Origin of the sequence: Anaerotignum sp. (genome assembly GCF_040307045.1) — a bacterium.
GTDB lineage: Bacteria > Bacillota > Clostridia > Lachnospirales > Anaerotignaceae > Chakrabartyella.
In genome coordinates, this window is record NZ_JAWRKF010000008.1 from 59387 (window position 1) to 74989 (window position 15603).

At 39.4% G+C, this 15603-nt stretch carries 25 protein-coding genes; 23 read left to right on the plus strand and 2 right to left on the minus strand.

Going from position 1 to position 15603, the window contains the following annotated elements:
• Window position 1: 1 nt before the first annotated feature.
• From ABVZ64_RS05995 to ABVZ64_RS06005, 3 genes are read left to right on the plus strand one after another with little or no spacing between them, the layout of a single operon-like run.
• Window positions 2–376: a hypothetical protein gene (locus ABVZ64_RS05995; RefSeq protein WP_352400284.1), complete on the plus strand. Its 375-nt coding sequence runs from the start codon at window positions 2–4 to the stop codon at window positions 374–376.
• 12 nt (window positions 377–388) lie between these two features.
• Window positions 389–703, plus strand: coding sequence for a hypothetical protein (locus ABVZ64_RS06000; protein ID WP_352400125.1), 315 nt, complete (start codon window positions 389–391; stop codon window positions 701–703).
• A gap of 60 nt (window positions 704–763) precedes the next feature.
• Entirely contained in the window at window positions 764–1249 is a 486-nt protein-coding gene (locus ABVZ64_RS06005; protein ID WP_352400126.1) for a sigma-70 family RNA polymerase sigma factor, read from the plus strand.
• Window positions 1250–1295: 46 nt separating this feature from the next.
• On the opposite strand, the gene ABVZ64_RS06010 is transcribed toward ABVZ64_RS06005, so the two are convergent.
• Both ABVZ64_RS06010 and ABVZ64_RS06015 read right to left on the minus strand, forming a co-directional pair.
• Entirely contained in the window at window positions 1296–1469 is a 174-nt protein-coding gene (locus ABVZ64_RS06010; protein ID WP_352400127.1) for a hypothetical protein, read from the minus strand.
• Between the two features lie 15 nt (window positions 1470–1484).
• Window positions 1485–1625: a hypothetical protein gene (locus tag ABVZ64_RS06015; protein WP_352400128.1), complete on the minus strand. Its 141-nt coding sequence runs from the start codon at window positions 1623–1625 to the stop codon at window positions 1485–1487.
• Window positions 1626–1709: 84 nt separating this feature from the next.
• On the opposite strand from ABVZ64_RS06015, the gene ABVZ64_RS06020 reads away from it, so the two are divergent.
• From ABVZ64_RS06020 to ABVZ64_RS06115, 20 genes are all read left to right on the plus strand, one after another.
• Window positions 1710–2186, plus strand: a complete 477-nt coding sequence (locus tag ABVZ64_RS06020) for a hypothetical protein (protein WP_352400129.1) — start codon at window positions 1710–1712, stop codon at window positions 2184–2186.
• Between the two features lie 150 nt (window positions 2187–2336).
• Window positions 2337–3665 carry a deoxyguanosinetriphosphate triphosphohydrolase family protein gene (locus tag ABVZ64_RS06025; protein ID WP_352400130.1) on the plus strand — a complete coding sequence of 443 codons (1329 nt, stop codon included), beginning with the start codon at window positions 2337–2339 and terminating at the stop codon, window positions 3663–3665.
• Between the two features lie 11 nt (window positions 3666–3676).
• Window positions 3677–4264, plus strand: a complete 588-nt coding sequence (locus ABVZ64_RS06030) for a hypothetical protein (protein WP_352400131.1) — start codon at window positions 3677–3679, stop codon at window positions 4262–4264.
• 62 nt (window positions 4265–4326) lie between these two features.
• Window positions 4327–4890, plus strand: a complete 564-nt coding sequence (locus tag ABVZ64_RS06035; protein WP_352400132.1) for a terminase small subunit — start codon at window positions 4327–4329, stop codon at window positions 4888–4890.
• On the plus strand, window positions 4877–6088 hold the full coding sequence (locus ABVZ64_RS06040) for a terminase large subunit domain-containing protein (protein ID WP_352400133.1): 1212 nt from the start codon (window positions 4877–4879) through the stop codon (window positions 6086–6088). The genes ABVZ64_RS06035 and ABVZ64_RS06040 overlap by 14 nt, the downstream gene beginning before the upstream one ends.
• A 1-nt stretch (window position 6089) precedes the next feature.
• Window positions 6090–7400 (plus strand): phage portal protein, encoded by a 1311-nt coding sequence (locus ABVZ64_RS06045; RefSeq protein ID WP_352400134.1) that lies wholly within the window; start codon window positions 6090–6092, stop codon window positions 7398–7400.
• Between the two features lie 4 nt (window positions 7401–7404).
• Complete coding sequence (locus ABVZ64_RS06050; protein ID WP_352400135.1) at window positions 7405–8901, plus strand: phage minor capsid protein; 1497 nt, start codon at window positions 7405–7407, stop codon at window positions 8899–8901.
• Window positions 8898–9062 carry a hypothetical protein gene (locus ABVZ64_RS06055; RefSeq protein ID WP_352400136.1) on the plus strand — a complete coding sequence of 55 codons (165 nt, stop codon included), beginning with the start codon at window positions 8898–8900 and terminating at the stop codon, window positions 9060–9062. The genes ABVZ64_RS06050 and ABVZ64_RS06055 overlap by 4 nt, the downstream gene beginning before the upstream one ends.
• A 238-nt stretch (window positions 9063–9300) precedes the next feature.
• On the plus strand, window positions 9301–9912 hold the full coding sequence (locus tag ABVZ64_RS06060; RefSeq protein ID WP_352400137.1) for a phage scaffolding protein: 612 nt from the start codon (window positions 9301–9303) through the stop codon (window positions 9910–9912).
• A 21-nt stretch (window positions 9913–9933) separates the two neighbouring features.
• Complete coding sequence (locus tag ABVZ64_RS06065; protein WP_352400138.1) at window positions 9934–10950, plus strand: N4-gp56 family major capsid protein; 1017 nt, start codon at window positions 9934–9936, stop codon at window positions 10948–10950.
• A 12-nt stretch (window positions 10951–10962) separates the two neighbouring features.
• Complete coding sequence (locus ABVZ64_RS06070) at window positions 10963–11208, plus strand: hypothetical protein (protein ID WP_352400139.1); 246 nt, start codon at window positions 10963–10965, stop codon at window positions 11206–11208.
• Window positions 11209–11223: 15 nt separating this feature from the next.
• Window positions 11224–11583 (plus strand): head-tail connector protein, encoded by a 360-nt coding sequence (locus ABVZ64_RS06075; RefSeq protein ID WP_352400140.1) that lies wholly within the window; start codon window positions 11224–11226, stop codon window positions 11581–11583.
• Window position 11584: 1 nt separating this feature from the next.
• Entirely contained in the window at window positions 11585–11908 is a 324-nt protein-coding gene (locus ABVZ64_RS06080) for a DUF6751 family protein (protein WP_352400141.1), read from the plus strand.
• Window positions 11908–12363, plus strand: coding sequence for a minor capsid protein (locus tag ABVZ64_RS06085; protein WP_352400142.1), 456 nt, complete (start codon window positions 11908–11910; stop codon window positions 12361–12363). Before ABVZ64_RS06080 ends, ABVZ64_RS06085 begins: the two co-directional genes overlap by 1 nt.
• On the plus strand, window positions 12360–12767 hold the full coding sequence (locus tag ABVZ64_RS06090) for a hypothetical protein (RefSeq protein WP_352400143.1): 408 nt from the start codon (window positions 12360–12362) through the stop codon (window positions 12765–12767). The genes ABVZ64_RS06085 and ABVZ64_RS06090 overlap by 4 nt, the downstream gene beginning before the upstream one ends.
• A gap of 6 nt (window positions 12768–12773) precedes the next feature.
• Entirely contained in the window at window positions 12774–13265 is a 492-nt protein-coding gene (locus tag ABVZ64_RS06095; RefSeq protein WP_352400144.1) for a phage tail tube protein, read from the plus strand.
• Between the two features lie 93 nt (window positions 13266–13358).
• On the plus strand, window positions 13359–13748 hold the full coding sequence (locus ABVZ64_RS06100; protein WP_352400145.1) for a hypothetical protein: 390 nt from the start codon (window positions 13359–13361) through the stop codon (window positions 13746–13748).
• Between the two features lie 58 nt (window positions 13749–13806).
• Entirely contained in the window at window positions 13807–14244 is a 438-nt protein-coding gene (locus ABVZ64_RS06105; RefSeq protein ID WP_352400146.1) for a DUF6673 family protein, read from the plus strand.
• Window positions 14244–14807 carry a Gp15 family bacteriophage protein gene (locus ABVZ64_RS06110; protein WP_352400147.1) on the plus strand — a complete coding sequence of 188 codons (564 nt, stop codon included), beginning with the start codon at window positions 14244–14246 and terminating at the stop codon, window positions 14805–14807. The genes ABVZ64_RS06105 and ABVZ64_RS06110 overlap by 1 nt, the downstream gene beginning before the upstream one ends.
• 72 nt (window positions 14808–14879) lie before the next feature.
• Window positions 14880–15548 carry a stalk domain-containing protein gene (locus ABVZ64_RS06115; protein WP_352400148.1) on the plus strand — a complete coding sequence of 223 codons (669 nt, stop codon included), beginning with the start codon at window positions 14880–14882 and terminating at the stop codon, window positions 15546–15548.
• Window positions 15549–15603 lie beyond the last annotated feature (55 nt).

Here is a 15603-nt window from a genome sequence, read left to right on the forward strand (position 1 = left end):
AATGGCTGATTATAGCAAGGGCAGAAATGATGGCCTTGCCCTTGCATTGAAGATAGTAAAAGAGGGTGGCATAGAGGCTTTGGAAAAAGAAATTCAATTTCGCAATGTATCTCAAATCCACACTGGTCTAGCACATAAAGATTTGGAAAAGGCGTTAGATCCAATTAAGCAAATGACCCTTGATACGGTTCTTGCCCTTAGTCTTTTGAGTCTAAGAGATGAATTTGACATGGGTAAGGTGAGATTAGAAAGATTCATGGGCAGGTTTAGCGAGAAAGCAGGTTGTATCGCAGATGATTTATGCAGCTGGCCGGATGTGGTGAAAACTGTACATGATGAAACAGGGATAGGTGTAAAGATTCGGTATAACGAGTAGGGGGTGCAAGAGTTGATAAGACCTGAGTTAATTAGCGAGATTAAGAATTCCGTGGGATTTGAATTAATTTGTGCAAACCAAGAGTTTCCACTGTTTTCTTCTCCACACGAGGGATATGCCGTAATCAAAGAGGAAATTGAGGAGGCAGTAGAGGAAAGCCATGGTGCGGCTGAGAATTTAGAAGTTCTGTGGAGCGTAATCCGTGAAAACGGTATGGGTTTTGAATCTGTTGGGTACATAAAGGAGCGAGCCATAAAGGCTGCGGCAGAATTTGTTCAGGTTGCCGCTATGTGCGATAAGTATTTGGCGAGTGCTAGTAGCAGATAAAACAAGAAAGGAGTAAGAGGTTTGGTCGACCGATAAACAGCTGTTTACTCCTGTGAGATTATGAAACAAGAATTGTTTAGTGACAATATGGATCTGGCGTATTTTATCTTACGTAAATATTTTCCATGGTATAAAAACGACGAAGATGCAAGACAAATTTGTTTGATAGGGCTTTGGAAAGCCAGTGAGAAATTTGATCCAGGCAAGGGGTATGAATTTTCTACCTTTGCATCCACGGTTATTATGAACCAAATGCGTGTGTTTCTTAGAGATGAGAGAAAGCGGAAACGAATCCAATATACTGATAGCGTCGTATACTATGACGGTGAAGAGGTGGATCTTATCGAATCGATTCCAGATAAGTATGCAGGTGAAACGTCACTGGATTTTTGTTTCAAAGAGCTTTCTGAGAAATTAAACGATAAAGAAACACGGGTTTTGCAAATGAAAATCAAAGGCTATAACCAGGTTGAAATTGCAAAGAGGTTGAATATATCACAGCCGACTGTAGCTAGATACTTAAGGCAAATTAAAAGTAAGGTGTAATGGGTTGATGCTATGAAAATTAAATAAAAAAAGGAGCTTAAGCTCCTTAGTCATCCCCACGAAGTAGGTTTTCAGCATAATCCTTCAGGCTTGCAAAGGAATTAACGCCATTTGCACGAGTGCTGATTTGTTCTTGTACATATTCAGGGAGTTTGTCAAAGTATTTTTTCGCTGTTGAATCATCTTTAAACAGCTCATACATATCAGTATATTTTTTCATAATATCACCTCTGGTTTATAAGTCCTGTAGGTCTGCAGCGGGCATGTTGTTTTCGATGTTGTCCCTTGCAAGGTCAGTGTCGATTATTGGGTATGATTTAGAAATAGGAATTTCAATTACTCCATCTAAGACAGGTCGTTTTTTATCTTCATCCATGTTTTTCACCTCAGTCCTAGGGTGCCCGGAAGAGTTTATATTATACTCCGGAAGGTATGTGTTCTCGTTAGTTGGATAAAAGGAGTGATGTATTTGGGGAAAGAATTATTATCACAGTATGCTGACCTTCAAGCGGAGATTGAAGATTTGCAACGGAGAATCAAAAAAACAGAATGCCAGATAGAACGTTTACAGGCTGGTGGTACAGTGTTGGATTCAGTAAAAGGTACAAGGAAAGACGGCACCATTGGAAATATCCGTATCGAAGGTTTTCCTATAGTTAGCCGGGACGAAAAATTAGACCGGCTACGTCGTTATAAAACTCAGCTGCAAGATTCTGAAAAACGAGCGGTGGAATTAGTGAGCGAAGTTGAGAAGTACATAAATTCCATTGAAGACTGTCGTATGAGAAGGATAATTAGATACCGGTTTATTGATAAGCTTTCGTGGAATACGGTGGCAGATAAAATGGGTGGTAACAATACCGAGGATAGCATAAGAAAGGCGGTAACAAGATTTCTCGATAAAAATTCAATGTTGTCCGATATGTCCGTTTTATAAATGCTATAATGGTATTAGTAAGAAGTATAGACATTTGTACAATACCTCCTATGGGGCATTGGCGTAAGCTGATGCCCTGAATTATTTTTCGACAAATGGTAGGAATTTACTATTTTGTGTCGAATTTTAAGGGTGGGAGGGTGATGCATAGTGATTGACATTGATAATGAAAAATGTAGAGAGTATTCTAGCCTACTAAAAGATGAGTGTAGGGGGTACTTAAAAGAGCTGCAAGAGGATTGTTTAAAAGAAAGATTTCATAGGGAGACAACGAAGGATAGAGGCGAGGGACCATATCATAGGGACTATACTCGCATTATGTACTCATCATCATTTAGAAGATTGCAAGGAAAGATGCAATTATTAGGTGTAAAAAATAGTGGATTTTTTAGAAATAGGTTAACTCATAGCTTAGAGGTTGCGCAAATAGCCAGATCGATCGCAAATGAAATTGGTTATAGTCCTGTAGAGTCTTTTGTTGTAGGTGCGGGGGCGTTGGCTCATGATATTGGGAATCCTCCATTTGGTCATGCGGGAGAAAGATACTTGAATGAGGTATATAGAGATGTTGGTGGTTTCGAGGGGAATGCCCAGACACTAAGAATATTAACAAGTATAGAAAGAAAAAAGCCTGATTATAGAGGACTAAATTTGACACCGAGGACACTCTTGTCTTGTATTAAGTATTTTGCGGAAGTAGAAGATAGTTGTTATAATTCAAAAAGCAAGTTTATATACAAAGAAGATTATAATTTTATGAGTGCTTTTATAAATGATAATGGCATTAAGATACGAACGTTAGACGTGCAGGTAGTAGATATTGCAGATGAAATAGCATATGCAGCTCATGACTTGGAAGATGGTTTAAGAGTTAAGGCATTTACAATTGATGAAATTTTGCAGGAATTTTGGAATAGGTCTAGACATGCAAAACCCGAGAAAAAACTGTGTAAAGAATCTTTTGAATTATTTGAGACAATTGTAAATGATGCGCGTAAAACGGCAGGATATAAAAATGATGATGTGGACATAACATCTTCAGAATATTTGCAGATATTTGGAAAAGAACTTGCATCAAAAATTATTAATACGGCCATAATTGGTATTAGAATGATGGATGTTGATAAACAGGCAAAAGAAAAAACACAAACACAAAGAGCTAAAGAGTTAGGTTTTTATGAAGATAAAGTAAGGGATTTAATAAAAGGGCTAAAGGACATTATATTTGAGTGCATAAATCATACTAGTGAGGTATACCATTATGAACAGGAGGGTAAAAAAGTAATTGAATTTTTGTCCGATTTCTATACAAATAATGAGGATAAATATTTACCTCCCGAATACCGTGCATCTAGGTGGAAGGATTGTGGTATGCCAAAGATACAAAAGCGATTAACTTGTGATTATATTGCTGGTATGATGGATACATATGCAATAGAGTTATATACAAAGTATTCTGGGAAAAAATTTGCTAATTAAAGGGAAAAAATATGAATAAATTAATGGGTTTTTATGAACTAAACAACATGAATCTGCCATCAATACCTTGGAGAGAATACTCAAAGGATGTGGTTTTAGATGACAAACTACTCTGGACAATACGTAGTGCAGTCTATCAGGGTAATGATTTGAATCTCCCAAGGTTAGTTGGGATTACATCTTTTGAAGCAAAAGTATTTGCGGATAGTTTATTAGATAGGTTGGGTGGTAATGGAATAGTAATTTATTATCCATTCTTTATTGCCAAAAAGAGCGGAAATCTTAATGTTTTTTCAGATGCAGTGGTTATTGAGGCGGTAAAAGATGATTTATGGAATTTGGTGACACATGCAAAAGTAGATGTCACTATTCAGATTAATGAGGATGGTGAATTTCAGAAGGGAAATGCAGAGTTTTTAACTGAAGATGAAAAAAACAACCTGTTAATTTATGTAGGTGAGATACGAAAACTTTTTAGAGATGATTTATTTGAAGGCAAAAGTATTTTACTTGAATGGAGCTTTGCACAAAATAGTAGTATTGATAAGATGCCTATTGGGAAAGAGTATTTAGTGTTTTATGAAGCAAGGACAGTGTAATAGCCCAAAAAGCCAGAGGATTTTCTGGCTTTTTTTATTGCAACGAAAGTGAGGTGGTATTAATGACCGAAAAACAGAAACGATTTGCAGATGAATATTTAATCGACCTTAATGCCACCAGAGCATATAAGGCTGCATATCCGAATATTAAGAACGATGAAACAGCGGCCGCAGCTGCAGCAAGGTTGTTAAGGAATGTTAATGTATCGACACATATCGAAAAGCGTATCAAGGAGCGGGAAAAACGGACAGAAATCACGCAAGATATGGTCCTTCGGGAGTTGGCTGCCATTGGTTTTGCAAATGGTGCTGACTTTGCTAAGGTAATTGAGAAAATAGTAAAAGACGAGTTTGGGAACGTTGTCATAGATCCAGAAACAGGCGAACCTTTGAAATACAAAACAGTGGATTTAGCCCTTACCGATGAATTACCAGAGGAAAAGAAAAAGGCTCTTGCTGGTATAAAACATGGAAAATATGGGGTTGTCGTGGAGACTTGCGATAAGGTAAAGGCTCTTGAACTTCTAGGCAAGCATTTAGGTATGTTTGATAAGTCTGACAGTAACGAAGATGCAATAAAGAAACTTGATGATATTCTGGAGGGGATTAACCATGCAGCTAAGTAGCAAGCAAAAGGAATTTTGGAACAATGCAAATAGCCGTTGGAACGTGAAATCAGGGGCTACCCGTTCGGGAAAGACCCACCTTGACTATTATGTTATCCCTAGAAGAATTCGTGCTGTATCAGGCAAAGAGGGGCTTGTAGTTATCCTTGGGAATACCAAAGGGACACTGCAACGAAATATCATTGAGCCATTGCAAAAGATATTTACTCCCGCTCTGGTAACGGACATTCGTTCTGATAATACGGCGATGCTGTTCGGGGAGAAATGCTACTGCCTGGGTGCTGACAAAGTAAATCAGGTAGACCGCATCCGTGGTACTAGTATTAAGTATTGCTACGGAGACGAGGTTGTAACGTGGCATGAGGAAGTCTTTAATATGCTTAAGTCCCGTCTGGATAAACCTTATAGCTGCTTTGATGGTACGTGCAACCCTGACAATCCAAATCACTGGTTTTATAAGTTCTTACAAAGTGATGCAGATATTTTCCTGCAAGACTATATCCTCGAAGATAATCCTTTTTTGAGTAAGGAATTTGTTGCAAACCTAAAAAAGGAGTATTTCGGTACCGTCCTTTACGACCGATACATATTAGGGAAATGGGCGTTGGCAGAGGGATTGATTTATAAGGTATTTGCTGATAGCCCTGAAAAGTTCATGATTCCAAAGGACAAACTCCCAAACCAATTTGAAAGTATTAATATTGGCCATGACTTCGGGGGGAATAAATCCAACCATGCTTTTGTAGCCACAGGGATAGGGTATGACAATCATATGTACAAATTACGGGCAAAGAGCATTAAGGCCACTGGAATGAGTTTTAATCAATTAGAGAGGGAATTTATTTCTTTTGTAGATGGGATTATTCATGATTACGGTTATCCCAATGGAGTTTACTGCGATAGTGCCGAACAGACTATGATAAACAGCTACCGACAGCATACACCTTACCCCATTTACAACAGTGTAAAAAGACCCATCAATGACCGAATTCGTTGCACATTACTTCTTATGGGGAGTGGGCGGTATCATATTGTTGAAGGAGAATGCGACGACCTTGTGAACGGTTTGAAAACAGCGGTATGGGATAGCAAAAGCCTAGAGGATAAACGTCTGGATGATGGCACTAGCGATATTGATATCCTAGATGCTGATGAGTACAGCTTTGAATATAATATTTACAGATTGGTAGGTGATTAATGTGCTGAAAACCCTATGGGAATACATATTGCGGCTGTTTGGAGTAGAAAAGTCTAATACTTCCGATGAGCAATTAAAAGAGAATAAGAAATTTACAGATAATTTCGAGTCAACAAAGGATATTAATTTTACAGCCATCTTTGCAAATAAGCTTACAACATTAGCCATTAGCGAAAGCACAGCGGATATTGTAGGCAATAATAGCAGGGTGGCTTTTTTAGATGATTGCATGAGTGATGTGTGGCGCAGAATGAAACGGATTACCTCTCGTATGCTGGGTACTGGGGGTTGTGTTGTGGTTCCTTATGTGCAGGAGGGAGAAATTCATTTTGATATCCTTTCTCAGGAGCGCATTATGATCCACAAAAAGAAAGGCGACCGTATCACAGCAGCAACGGTACTGGCTGATAGCATTAAACAGGGAACAAGAAAATACTTCCGTTGGGTAGATTATCAGGTGGAAAATGATACGATTTACATTACCAATAAAGTCACGGACGATTGCGGTAAGGATGCTTTTGTAGAGCAATGGGCAGATATTGAGGATAGAGCCATTAGTGGTGTTGATCGGGTACTATTTGCTTACTTCAAATCCCCTGTTGATAATCGGAAATTCAGTGACTTCTACGGCGTTCCTATCACCTATGGCTGTGACAGTATTATCACTGAGATATTTGACTGTTTCAAGCAGATTCAGGATGAATACAAACTAAAAGAAGTCAAGGTCTTTGCTGATGATAGAATGTTTCAGAAAGACCCGAAAACAGGGAAATATAATTTGCCTAGTAAAATGTTCTTTGCCGCCCATGGCAACGATACGGGGCCTATGATTGAGACATTCAGCCCCGACATACGAAATAGTAGCTACTATGAGAGATTATTGAACCTTTTTGACCTCCTTGAAAAATCAGTAGGCACAAGTAAAGGTGTTTTGACAGCACCAGAAACAAGAGGGGCAACGGCTACGGAAATTAAAGCAGGGCTTTATGATACTTATGCCATGATTGCAGATATTCGGGCAGTGGTTGAGCGTGGGATGGCAGATTATATTTATTCATGCAATGTCCTTGCCAACTACTACGGTTTGACACCCATGGGAGAGTATGAGATTACTTTCGACTGGTCGTATTCCTTGATTGAAAGTAGCGCAGAAACATGGGGTCAACTTAAGGATGCACAGTCCATGGGTATTAAGAGTAAAGCAGAATTAAGACAATGGTTAAATCCCAATGAAACAGCCGACGAAGCCCAGGCAATGATTGACGAAATTAAGAAGAATGAGCCAACTTTGAAAGATTTGGGAATCGGGTGATTAAATGCTGTCAGAGGAAGAATTAAACCTATTAGCTGATATTTTTGCTGAAAGATTTGGGAATGTCAACGCCCGTATTCTTTTAGATATGGCAGAAACCTTGAAAAAGACAGAGGATTTAATTCCTACCTATTCCAAGAAATTGCAACAGATGTACGCCTTTGGTTATGATGTGGATTTAATTACACAGCAGTTAGCAAGGGAGTCTGGTAAAAGCATTGAAGAGGTAGAAAAACTTTATGAAGTAGTGGCTCAAGAGGGGCTTGATTGGACAAAACCCTTTTACGAGGCAAAGGGAATAAAGCAAATTCCTCTTTCTGAAAACAAAGTATTGCAGAATATTATCCAGTCAGCGGCGGCAGTGACAAAAGACACCCTGCGGAATATCAGTAATACAACCACCGTGGGCATCCGTACAGGAAAAGGATTTGAGCCATTAGGATCCTTTTACAAAAAGACGGTTGACCAAGCGATTACTGCCGCTGCCGCAGGCACAGAGGATTATAAGAAAGTAATTCGTCAAGCGGTAAAAGATATGGGGAACAGTGGTTTAAGAGTGCGATATGAAAGCGGTTATACGAAGCGCCTTGACAGCGCCATACGGCAGAATATTCTTGATGGGGTAAGCTATATCGCCCAAGAGACAGCTCACGCCACAGGCAAGGAATTTGGCGCAGATGGTGTGGAAATATCTGCTCATAGTCCCTGTGCTCCTGACCACATCCCCTACCAGGGCAATCAATACAGCAATAAAGAATTTCAGGAGTTACAACAAAGGCTAACAAGACCTATTGGGGAATGGAATTGCCGACATATTGCGTACCCTATTCTATTGGGTGTTAGCCATCCTGCAAATAGTAAGGCGGAGTTAAAAGAAATGAAACGATACTCCAATGAGAAAATCATGATTGATGGGAATGAGTACACAAGGTATGAATGCACACAGCTACAACGGAAGATGGAAACAAAGCTGAGGTATGCCAGAGAGGAAAAGCAATTATACCAAGCCATTGAAGATAAGGATTTGGTAAGAGGTGCAACGGAAAAGATAAGGCTTTTGTCTAATAAATATGTTGAGGTCAGCGAAAAAGCAGGATTGCCGACAAAGGCAGAGAGAACTAGGATTGTTTCTTCAAAAATGAAAGAAAAGCGTGTTGTACATGATAAAAAAGATGCTATAATAAAATTAGCAAAGGCTCATAAAATTAAAGGTGAGGTTAGCTTAGATTATAGCATTACAGACACGACAGATTTTAAATTTGACGATGCGCATATTAATGTTGGCAGGATCCATGGTGTAACAAAGGATGAGGCTCAAAGGTTTATTGCTGAATCAAAAGTTATGCTTACTCGATGGAAAGGGCAATTCCAATGTTTTTTTGGATCAGAAGGTGCCACTTATATTGATTTGAAAAATAAAAATATCCGTACTTCATTCAAAAGGGAAGAATATGACCCGGAAACATTAAGTTTTATAGAAGGGATTGAGAAAATATTATGATTAAGTGCCCGCTATTGGAAAGAGAAATTGACGATGGTACTTGCTTTGATATTACTATGGTTGCTGAACATATGGCACCAGAAAGGACTGCTCCAAAAGAAGCAACCGAAATCAAAGGGTATAGAGAGATTTGTTTGAACTGCAAAAACCACAGAGATTAACCACTTAGACGATTCCGTTTAGGTGGTTTTTTCATACAATGAATTAGGGAGGTGATTCCAAAGTGAAAAAGTTACTTGTTGGCTTTTAGCATGGAGGTGATCCCTTTTATCTCGTCTTTGGACAATAGACGTTAAACAGGTCTTATTTTTATGCAAGCCAGTAGATTAGGCTTAAAACAGTCGATTCGTGGTGGATAGTAAAACACTTAAAACAACTTAAAACGAAAGGGGAAAATATATGAAAACAGAGCAATTAAAAGAATGGGGTTTGACCGACGAACAAATCAAGCTTGTATTCAAAGAAAACGGCAAAGATATCGAAGCGGAAAAGGTTAAGGTTACAGACGTTACAGCCAAATTGGAAGAGGCCAAGGGCAAAATCACAGAGTATGAAACAAAAATCAGTGAATTGCAGTCTGCCAGTGGTAATGCCGAAAAGTTCAAAACAGAACTGGATGCATTAAAGCAGAAGATTGCAGATGAAAAAGCCGCAGCTGAACAGGCTGCAAAAGAGGCTAAGGAAAACGAGGACTTCCAGAACAGATTCAACAGCGTTGTAGGCGAAAACAAATGGCGTGATGAACTGACACAAAATGCCGTTTTCGCAGAGTTTAAGAAAGCCTTATCTGATGATGCAAACAAGGGAAAAGGGGATAAGGATATTCTCGAATCTCTTACAAAAGATAAAAATTACTGGGATAACCCAAACAAGCCTAAAGACATGAAGAGCATGGGAAGAGTGGATTTCTCTAAGGTTACCCGTGAACAGTTTGGCAAGATGAGCTACAAAGAAAGAATTGAATTATACAACGGAAATAAGGAACTGTATGATTCCTTATCGGCAGAATAAGAAAGGAAAAGGTGAAGAAATATGGGACAGACAAAGTTATCAGATTTAATTAATCCTCAGGTAATGGCAGATATGGTTAGCGCAAAGTTGCCAAAGAAAATTAAATTTTCTCCCATTGCAAAGGTAGATGATTCCCTCAGTGGAAGGGCAGGTAATACAATCACCGTGCCTAAGTATGCATACATTGGCGATGCGGAAGACGTGGCAGAAGGTGTTGCAATGGGTACAACGGTACTGACTGCAAGCACTACTCAGGTAACTGTTAAAAAAGCGGGTAAAGCGGTAGAAATTACAGACGAAGCTGTATTGAGTGGTTACGGCGATCCAGTGGGAGAGGCCACCAATCAGCTAACTATGTCCATTGCGGCAAAAGTTGATGATGATTGCCAAGATGCATTGATGGGCGCATCTTTAAAATATGACGGTACTTCCTCAGTTATTGGTTATACAGGCGTTGTAAGTGCTGTTGATTTGTTTGAGGATGAAGCAGACACGCCTACAAGCAAAATCGTTTTTGTACATCCAAAACAGGTGACACAGCTTAGAAAGGATGCGGATTTTAAAGACCTTAACAAGTATCCTATTCCTGTGATTATGACAGGGACCATTGGTGAAATTGCAGGCTGTCAGATCGTTACTTCTAAGAAAGTAAAGTCATTTACATACGCCAAGGACAATGCAAGTGGAACGATTACCATTGTGGCTGATTCTACCTCCGAGGATTCTACAAACAAGCACTTGAGCACAATTCAGCCTAATTGCTTTGAATCTTTGGTTGTTGGGGATAAAGTAAAATCTATTGAATACTACATTAATCCGATTGTGGTGACTGCTGCGGCTGACCCCAATGAAGCACCCAATGCTGATGGCACTTCCGAAGAGTCTCCCGCTTTGACAATTTACATGAAGCGTGATGTAGAAATGGAAGATGATCGTGATATTCTCGCTAAAACAACAGTTATTTCTGCGGATGAACACTATGCAGCAGTGCTGTCCAATGATTCCAAGGTTGTTTTGGCCAAATTCAAAAAAGCGTAAGGCGGTGAGTGTATGCTGTTAAGACGACATAGAGTAAGGGGACAGGATGCTTTTGAAAAGCAGGAGCATAAGGCTGAGATCAAAGAGAAAATCGAAAAGCCTAAAAAGCCCAAGGGTAAAAAGAAGCAGAAAGAAGCGTCTGCGCAGGAACCCGAAAATGAAACGCCAGAGGGTGGGGAGAAAGACCTAAACGAATCACCTTCCGAGGAAACGAATGCCCCAGAAGAGGGCAGAGAACTTGAAAAGCAGGAGCAGTAAAGGGAGGCGGTTTCATTGAGTTATCTTACCTATAGTGATTACAAAACAATGGGCGGCGGATTAGATGAAGCCGCCTTTATCTGTTATTCGTTTATGGCGCAAAAAGAAATTGATCGTGAGACATTTGGCCGGATAAAAGTCATGGCCCTAGTACCAGATGCAGTTAAAATGCTCACTTTTGAGTTGGTTCAGGTGAATGTAAAGGCTGATTTATCCACGGAATGTGTTACTAGCGAAAGCGTTAGTGGATGGTCTAAATCATTTAAAGACGTGGCCCAAGAGGATTACAGCAAGGAGCGCCTAAGGTTGATATTAAGTTATTTATCAGATGAATATGACGATACGGGTACGCCGTTATTATACAGGGGGTGCTAGAATGTTTCCGCATAATTGTACCTTTTACAGGGAAGTAGATGGTGTATGGGAAAGATTTTATATTTACGGCGTCTTATGGCAAGATGTAGAGGGCGTTAACATGATGAAAAGCGGGATGAAAGATGTCAATAGCCTTGACCTTACCATTCCTTTTTCAGCCTGTTTTAAGCCTCAGAAGAAGGATTTGGCTTTAAAGGGTATTGTTGATTACCAGATTCAAAAAAAGCCCTCAGAATTATTTGAGAGAGGCGAAGTGAGGACAGTTACTACCGTTGATACTTATGATTTTGGTAGCTTGGCGCATTACAGGGTGGGTGGTAAATAATGTTTATTCAGACACCAAGAGGAAGAGTCGTACAAACGAAAAATGGGAAGGCTACCCTAGAGTGGAATCCTAGTTTCCAAAGCAAGTGGGAGGGGCAATATACAAAGGCACAGGTATTTATAGATAGTGAAGTATTGCGTCTATCTGCTCCGTATATCCCTTTTGAAACCAGTATGCTACAAAAAAGCGGGATTCTAGGAACAGTGGTGGGCAGTGGTACCGTAGAGTGGATTGCCCCATATGCAAAGTATCTCTATTACGGCAATGTAATGGTAAGCCCAACAACGGGTAGCCCATGGGCAAAAAAGGGTGAGCGAAAGGTGCTTACTGATAAACCACTTAACTACAATGGTGCTCCAAAACGTGGTCGGCTTTGGTTTGAGAGAATGAAAGCAGACCATAAAAAGGATGTTGTAGAGGGAGCAAGAAAATTGGCAGGAGGCAGTTCGGAATGAGTATTTTAAAATCACTACAAGAGTATCTGGAACAGTTTGCAGGAATGGAGTTGCAGACAATCATGACTGATGGTACTGGTAACGAGCCTAGAAGTTATGCATTGGCACCGTCTGGGAATAGCAAAACAATTACAGATATTGCTGGTAATCGAACCTATATAAACAACTATGTTTTTTATGCCAAAGAGTACGTTGGAAGTGAAGCGGATAGGCAAGATAATTATGAATTTCTCGATGATTTCTTTGAGTGGATTGAAGATAACAACGAAAATGAGATATTTCCTCAGATAATTGGGTATCAGGTAGAGGAAATTAGTGCTACAAATGTACTATTATTTGATGTTGGCGAAGATGGAAAAGGGACGTATCAAATTCAGATACAATTAAAACTGCAGAAAGGATGATTTAAAATGGGAAAAATTAAAAGGAGTAAGTTCGCGACATTCTTAAATACGGGCGGTAGTTCCGGATCAACATGGTCATTAGTTGGCGAAGGTGTTACAGGCATGACAGTAAGCTATAATCCTCAAACAAGCGATGAGACATATATCCATCAAGATAGTGGTACTACAGATGTGGAAAGCTATAAGCCTACATCAAGTGTGCCTATGACTGCGGTACAGGGTGATCCAGTATTTGATTATGTGGATGGATTAAGGAAGAAGCGAGCGGTTTTGGATGAGGCAAGAACCGAAGTTTGCCTTGTTTATCTCTACGAAAAGGAAACAAGCGGAGCATATCCGGCGGAAAAAAATATTTGTTCAATCCAAATTGATGATTTTGGCGGTGAGGGCGGCGGCTCTAATGTGATTAACTTCACGATTAACTTTGTTGGTGATCCTGTGCAAGGAACCTTTAATCCAGCTACAAAGGCATTTTCAGAAAGTTCTTCCAGCGTATAAATTTAGATAAAAAATGAAAATACTTCCCCCAATATTGAAAAGTGCTACTCGATGCACTATGATAAAAGAAAAAGTTTTTAGGGGGAATGGCAAATGGGTGCATATGGTTCGCCAGAGCTATATCCGCATGATTTTCATAAAAGCAAATGCCCAAGTTGCGGAAGGGTTGGCGAGGGAAAGTTTTGTTCTGAATGCGGTACGCCTTATGAATGTAGGAAATACTATTGGAGTAAAGCAGGTGTGGTTGTAGTTTGCATTTCTTTTGCTATATTTATTGCTTGTTTTTTTGCGGGTGGAAAAGGTGCTGACTCTTTCTTACTCTCAATACTTATAGCATCAGTTGCCTGTCTTATTGGAGATTGTATTTGTTTGATGCTTTGTTTTTTTAGAAGGAAAGTGAATAGATTTTATCTAATCCAAGCACTATTTGCGATTGGGATTGGTTGTATTTCCTTTCTGTTATTTGGTTTAATATGCACATGAGTAGAGAGCACTTACCTTTGTAAGTGCTTTTATATTGGTTTTTTAGGAGGGAATTGGCATGGCTGGAATTAAAATTAATACTGGAACTATTCGGCTTGAAGTTGATTGCGATGGGGTGAAAGATGAAATATCATTTAATCCTAATGACGTAGTATTTATGGAAAATATATATCGCTTAATGGGGGAATTGCAGAAGAAGAAGGAAGAATATGCCGAGGTTGAGCGAAAGCTAAGTTCTAACCAAGACACGGACGAAAATGGTATTCCTGTAAATATGAAAGAACGATTGAGTTTGATTCTGGATATTTGTAGTTATATCAAGGGACAGATTGATGGAATCTTTGGAGCCGGAACAAGCAAGAAGCTTTTTGGTAATGCAAACACTCTGGATATGTTCGAACAGTTTTTTAACGGGATTACACCCTATATTCAGAGCGCGAGGGAAAGCAAACTGGCACAATACAAGAATATTAGTTCAGGGAACGTGATGATGTAATGGGAATGTTGATAAATGGGCTACCTACAGCAATATTGATTGATGGGCAAGTTTGCAGGATAAATGCTTCATATCGTGCCTGCCTGACAATCATTATGGCGTTCGAAGACAACTCATTAACAAATGCCGAAAAGGCTATGATACTACTGGATTTGTTGTATATAGATAAACCCCCTGATTTCAGTATAGCGTTTGAAAAGGGAATTCAATTCCTGGACTGTGGCGAAGTGGGCAAGGGGAGTAACGGGGAGTACCAAGGCAGAAGATACTCTTTTTCATATGACGAAAAATATATTTACTCTGGCGTAAACCAAGTGTTAAATGGGAGGCTATCTACGGGTGAATTTGTTCACTGGTGGGAGTTTGTTATGGCCTTTATGGAACTACCGGAAGGTTGTATAATGAGCAAAATATTGTACTATCGTACCCAATTTGCAAAAGGAAAGCTTACAAAAGAAGAGAAACAGGTGTACTATGAAAACCGCAGTATGTTTGAATTGCCTATTGAATTGACAGTCGAGGAGCAGGAAGCTGAAGCAGAGTTTATGGCTTTGCTTGGGTAATGAAGACAAAAACGTTGATTACTTCCATAATTTGGGGTATATTTAAAATATATTACCGAAGGAGGGGTTAAGATGAAATATCACAAATTTAAAGACATGGCGTTAGGTGCCATGGTGGCAACTTTGATTGTTGGGGCAGTTCCTATTGCTTATGGAAAAGTAGCTGATACAATGATTCCAGTAAGCTATAATAGCATAAAGGTGCTTGTTGATGGAAAAGAACTTAAGACAGACAAGGAACCATTCACATACGACGGGACAACTTATTTACCCGTTAGAGCTGTCGCAGAGGCTGTTGGCAAAGAAGTAAAATGGGATAGCGCAACAAAAACCGTTACATTAAGTGAAGCAACGACTGATGCAAAGAGTGATACTCAGACAGAGCCAGTTGCTGCTGATCCAGTGTTATATAATTCCAATGGGATTAAAATAACATATAAAGGGACTGCTGAGGGCAAATTTGGCAAAGATATTAATTTGCTAATTGAAAATAGCACCAACAAGGACTACACTGTACAGGTTCGAGATTTCTCAGTAAATGGATACATGGTCGATCCTATTTTCTCTTGCGATGTGACTGCTGGCAAAAAAGCAAATGATGAAATAACAATTACAAGTAGTTATTTAAAAGATAATTCCATATTGGACGTAAAAGAGTTTGAGGCGAATTTCTATGTTTTTGAATCAGATACTTGGAGCAATTCGTTTGATAGCGGAAAGATTAGTTTTAAAGTAAAGTAAATTTATTAAAGCACTCATTTTATGGGTGCTTTTTTCATGCCCAAAAGAAAGGAGG

What these genes read in the sequence shown, in the direction of transcription:
- ABVZ64_RS06080 (WP_352400141.1), top strand. Translation starts at nt 11,585, where the DNA reads ATGTTTCCGCATAATTGTACCTTTTACAGGGAAGTAGATGGTGTATGG.
- ABVZ64_RS06070 (WP_352400139.1), top strand. Translation starts at nt 10,963, where the DNA reads ATGCTGTTAAGACGACATAGAGTAAGGGGACAGGATGCTTTTGAAAAG.
- ABVZ64_RS06090 (WP_352400143.1), top strand. Translation starts at nt 12,360, where the DNA reads ATGAGTATTTTAAAATCACTACAAGAGTATCTGGAACAGTTTGCAGGA.
- ABVZ64_RS06030 (WP_352400131.1), top strand. Translation starts at nt 3,677, where the DNA reads ATGAATAAATTAATGGGTTTTTATGAACTAAACAACATGAATCTGCCA.
- ABVZ64_RS06040 (WP_352400133.1), top strand. Translation starts at nt 4,877, where the DNA reads ATGCAGCTAAGTAGCAAGCAAAAGGAATTTTGGAACAATGCAAATAGC.
- ABVZ64_RS06085 (WP_352400142.1), top strand. Translation starts at nt 11,908, where the DNA reads ATGTTTATTCAGACACCAAGAGGAAGAGTCGTACAAACGAAAAATGGG.
- ABVZ64_RS06100 (WP_352400145.1), top strand. Translation starts at nt 13,359, where the DNA reads ATGGGTGCATATGGTTCGCCAGAGCTATATCCGCATGATTTTCATAAA.
- ABVZ64_RS06015 (WP_352400128.1), bottom strand. Translation starts at nt 1,625, where the DNA reads ATGGATGAAGATAAAAAACGACCTGTCTTAGATGGAGTAATTGAAATT.
- ABVZ64_RS06050 (WP_352400135.1), top strand. Translation starts at nt 7,405, where the DNA reads ATGCTGTCAGAGGAAGAATTAAACCTATTAGCTGATATTTTTGCTGAA.
- ABVZ64_RS06005 (WP_352400126.1), top strand. Translation starts at nt 764, where the DNA reads ATGAAACAAGAATTGTTTAGTGACAATATGGATCTGGCGTATTTTATC.
- ABVZ64_RS06035 (WP_352400132.1), top strand. Translation starts at nt 4,327, where the DNA reads ATGACCGAAAAACAGAAACGATTTGCAGATGAATATTTAATCGACCTT.
- ABVZ64_RS06095 (WP_352400144.1), top strand. Translation starts at nt 12,774, where the DNA reads ATGGGAAAAATTAAAAGGAGTAAGTTCGCGACATTCTTAAATACGGGC.
- ABVZ64_RS06055 (WP_352400136.1), top strand. Translation starts at nt 8,898, where the DNA reads ATGATTAAGTGCCCGCTATTGGAAAGAGAAATTGACGATGGTACTTGC.
- ABVZ64_RS06110 (WP_352400147.1), top strand. Translation starts at nt 14,244, where the DNA reads ATGGGAATGTTGATAAATGGGCTACCTACAGCAATATTGATTGATGGG.
- ABVZ64_RS06060 (WP_352400137.1), top strand. Translation starts at nt 9,301, where the DNA reads ATGAAAACAGAGCAATTAAAAGAATGGGGTTTGACCGACGAACAAATC.
- ABVZ64_RS06115 (WP_352400148.1), top strand. Translation starts at nt 14,880, where the DNA reads ATGAAATATCACAAATTTAAAGACATGGCGTTAGGTGCCATGGTGGCA.
- ABVZ64_RS05995 (WP_352400284.1), top strand. Translation starts at nt 2, where the DNA reads ATGGCTGATTATAGCAAGGGCAGAAATGATGGCCTTGCCCTTGCATTG.
- ABVZ64_RS06010 (WP_352400127.1), bottom strand. Translation starts at nt 1,469, where the DNA reads ATGAAAAAATATACTGATATGTATGAGCTGTTTAAAGATGATTCAACA.
- ABVZ64_RS06105 (WP_352400146.1), top strand. Translation starts at nt 13,807, where the DNA reads ATGGCTGGAATTAAAATTAATACTGGAACTATTCGGCTTGAAGTTGAT.
- ABVZ64_RS06065 (WP_352400138.1), top strand. Translation starts at nt 9,934, where the DNA reads ATGGGACAGACAAAGTTATCAGATTTAATTAATCCTCAGGTAATGGCA.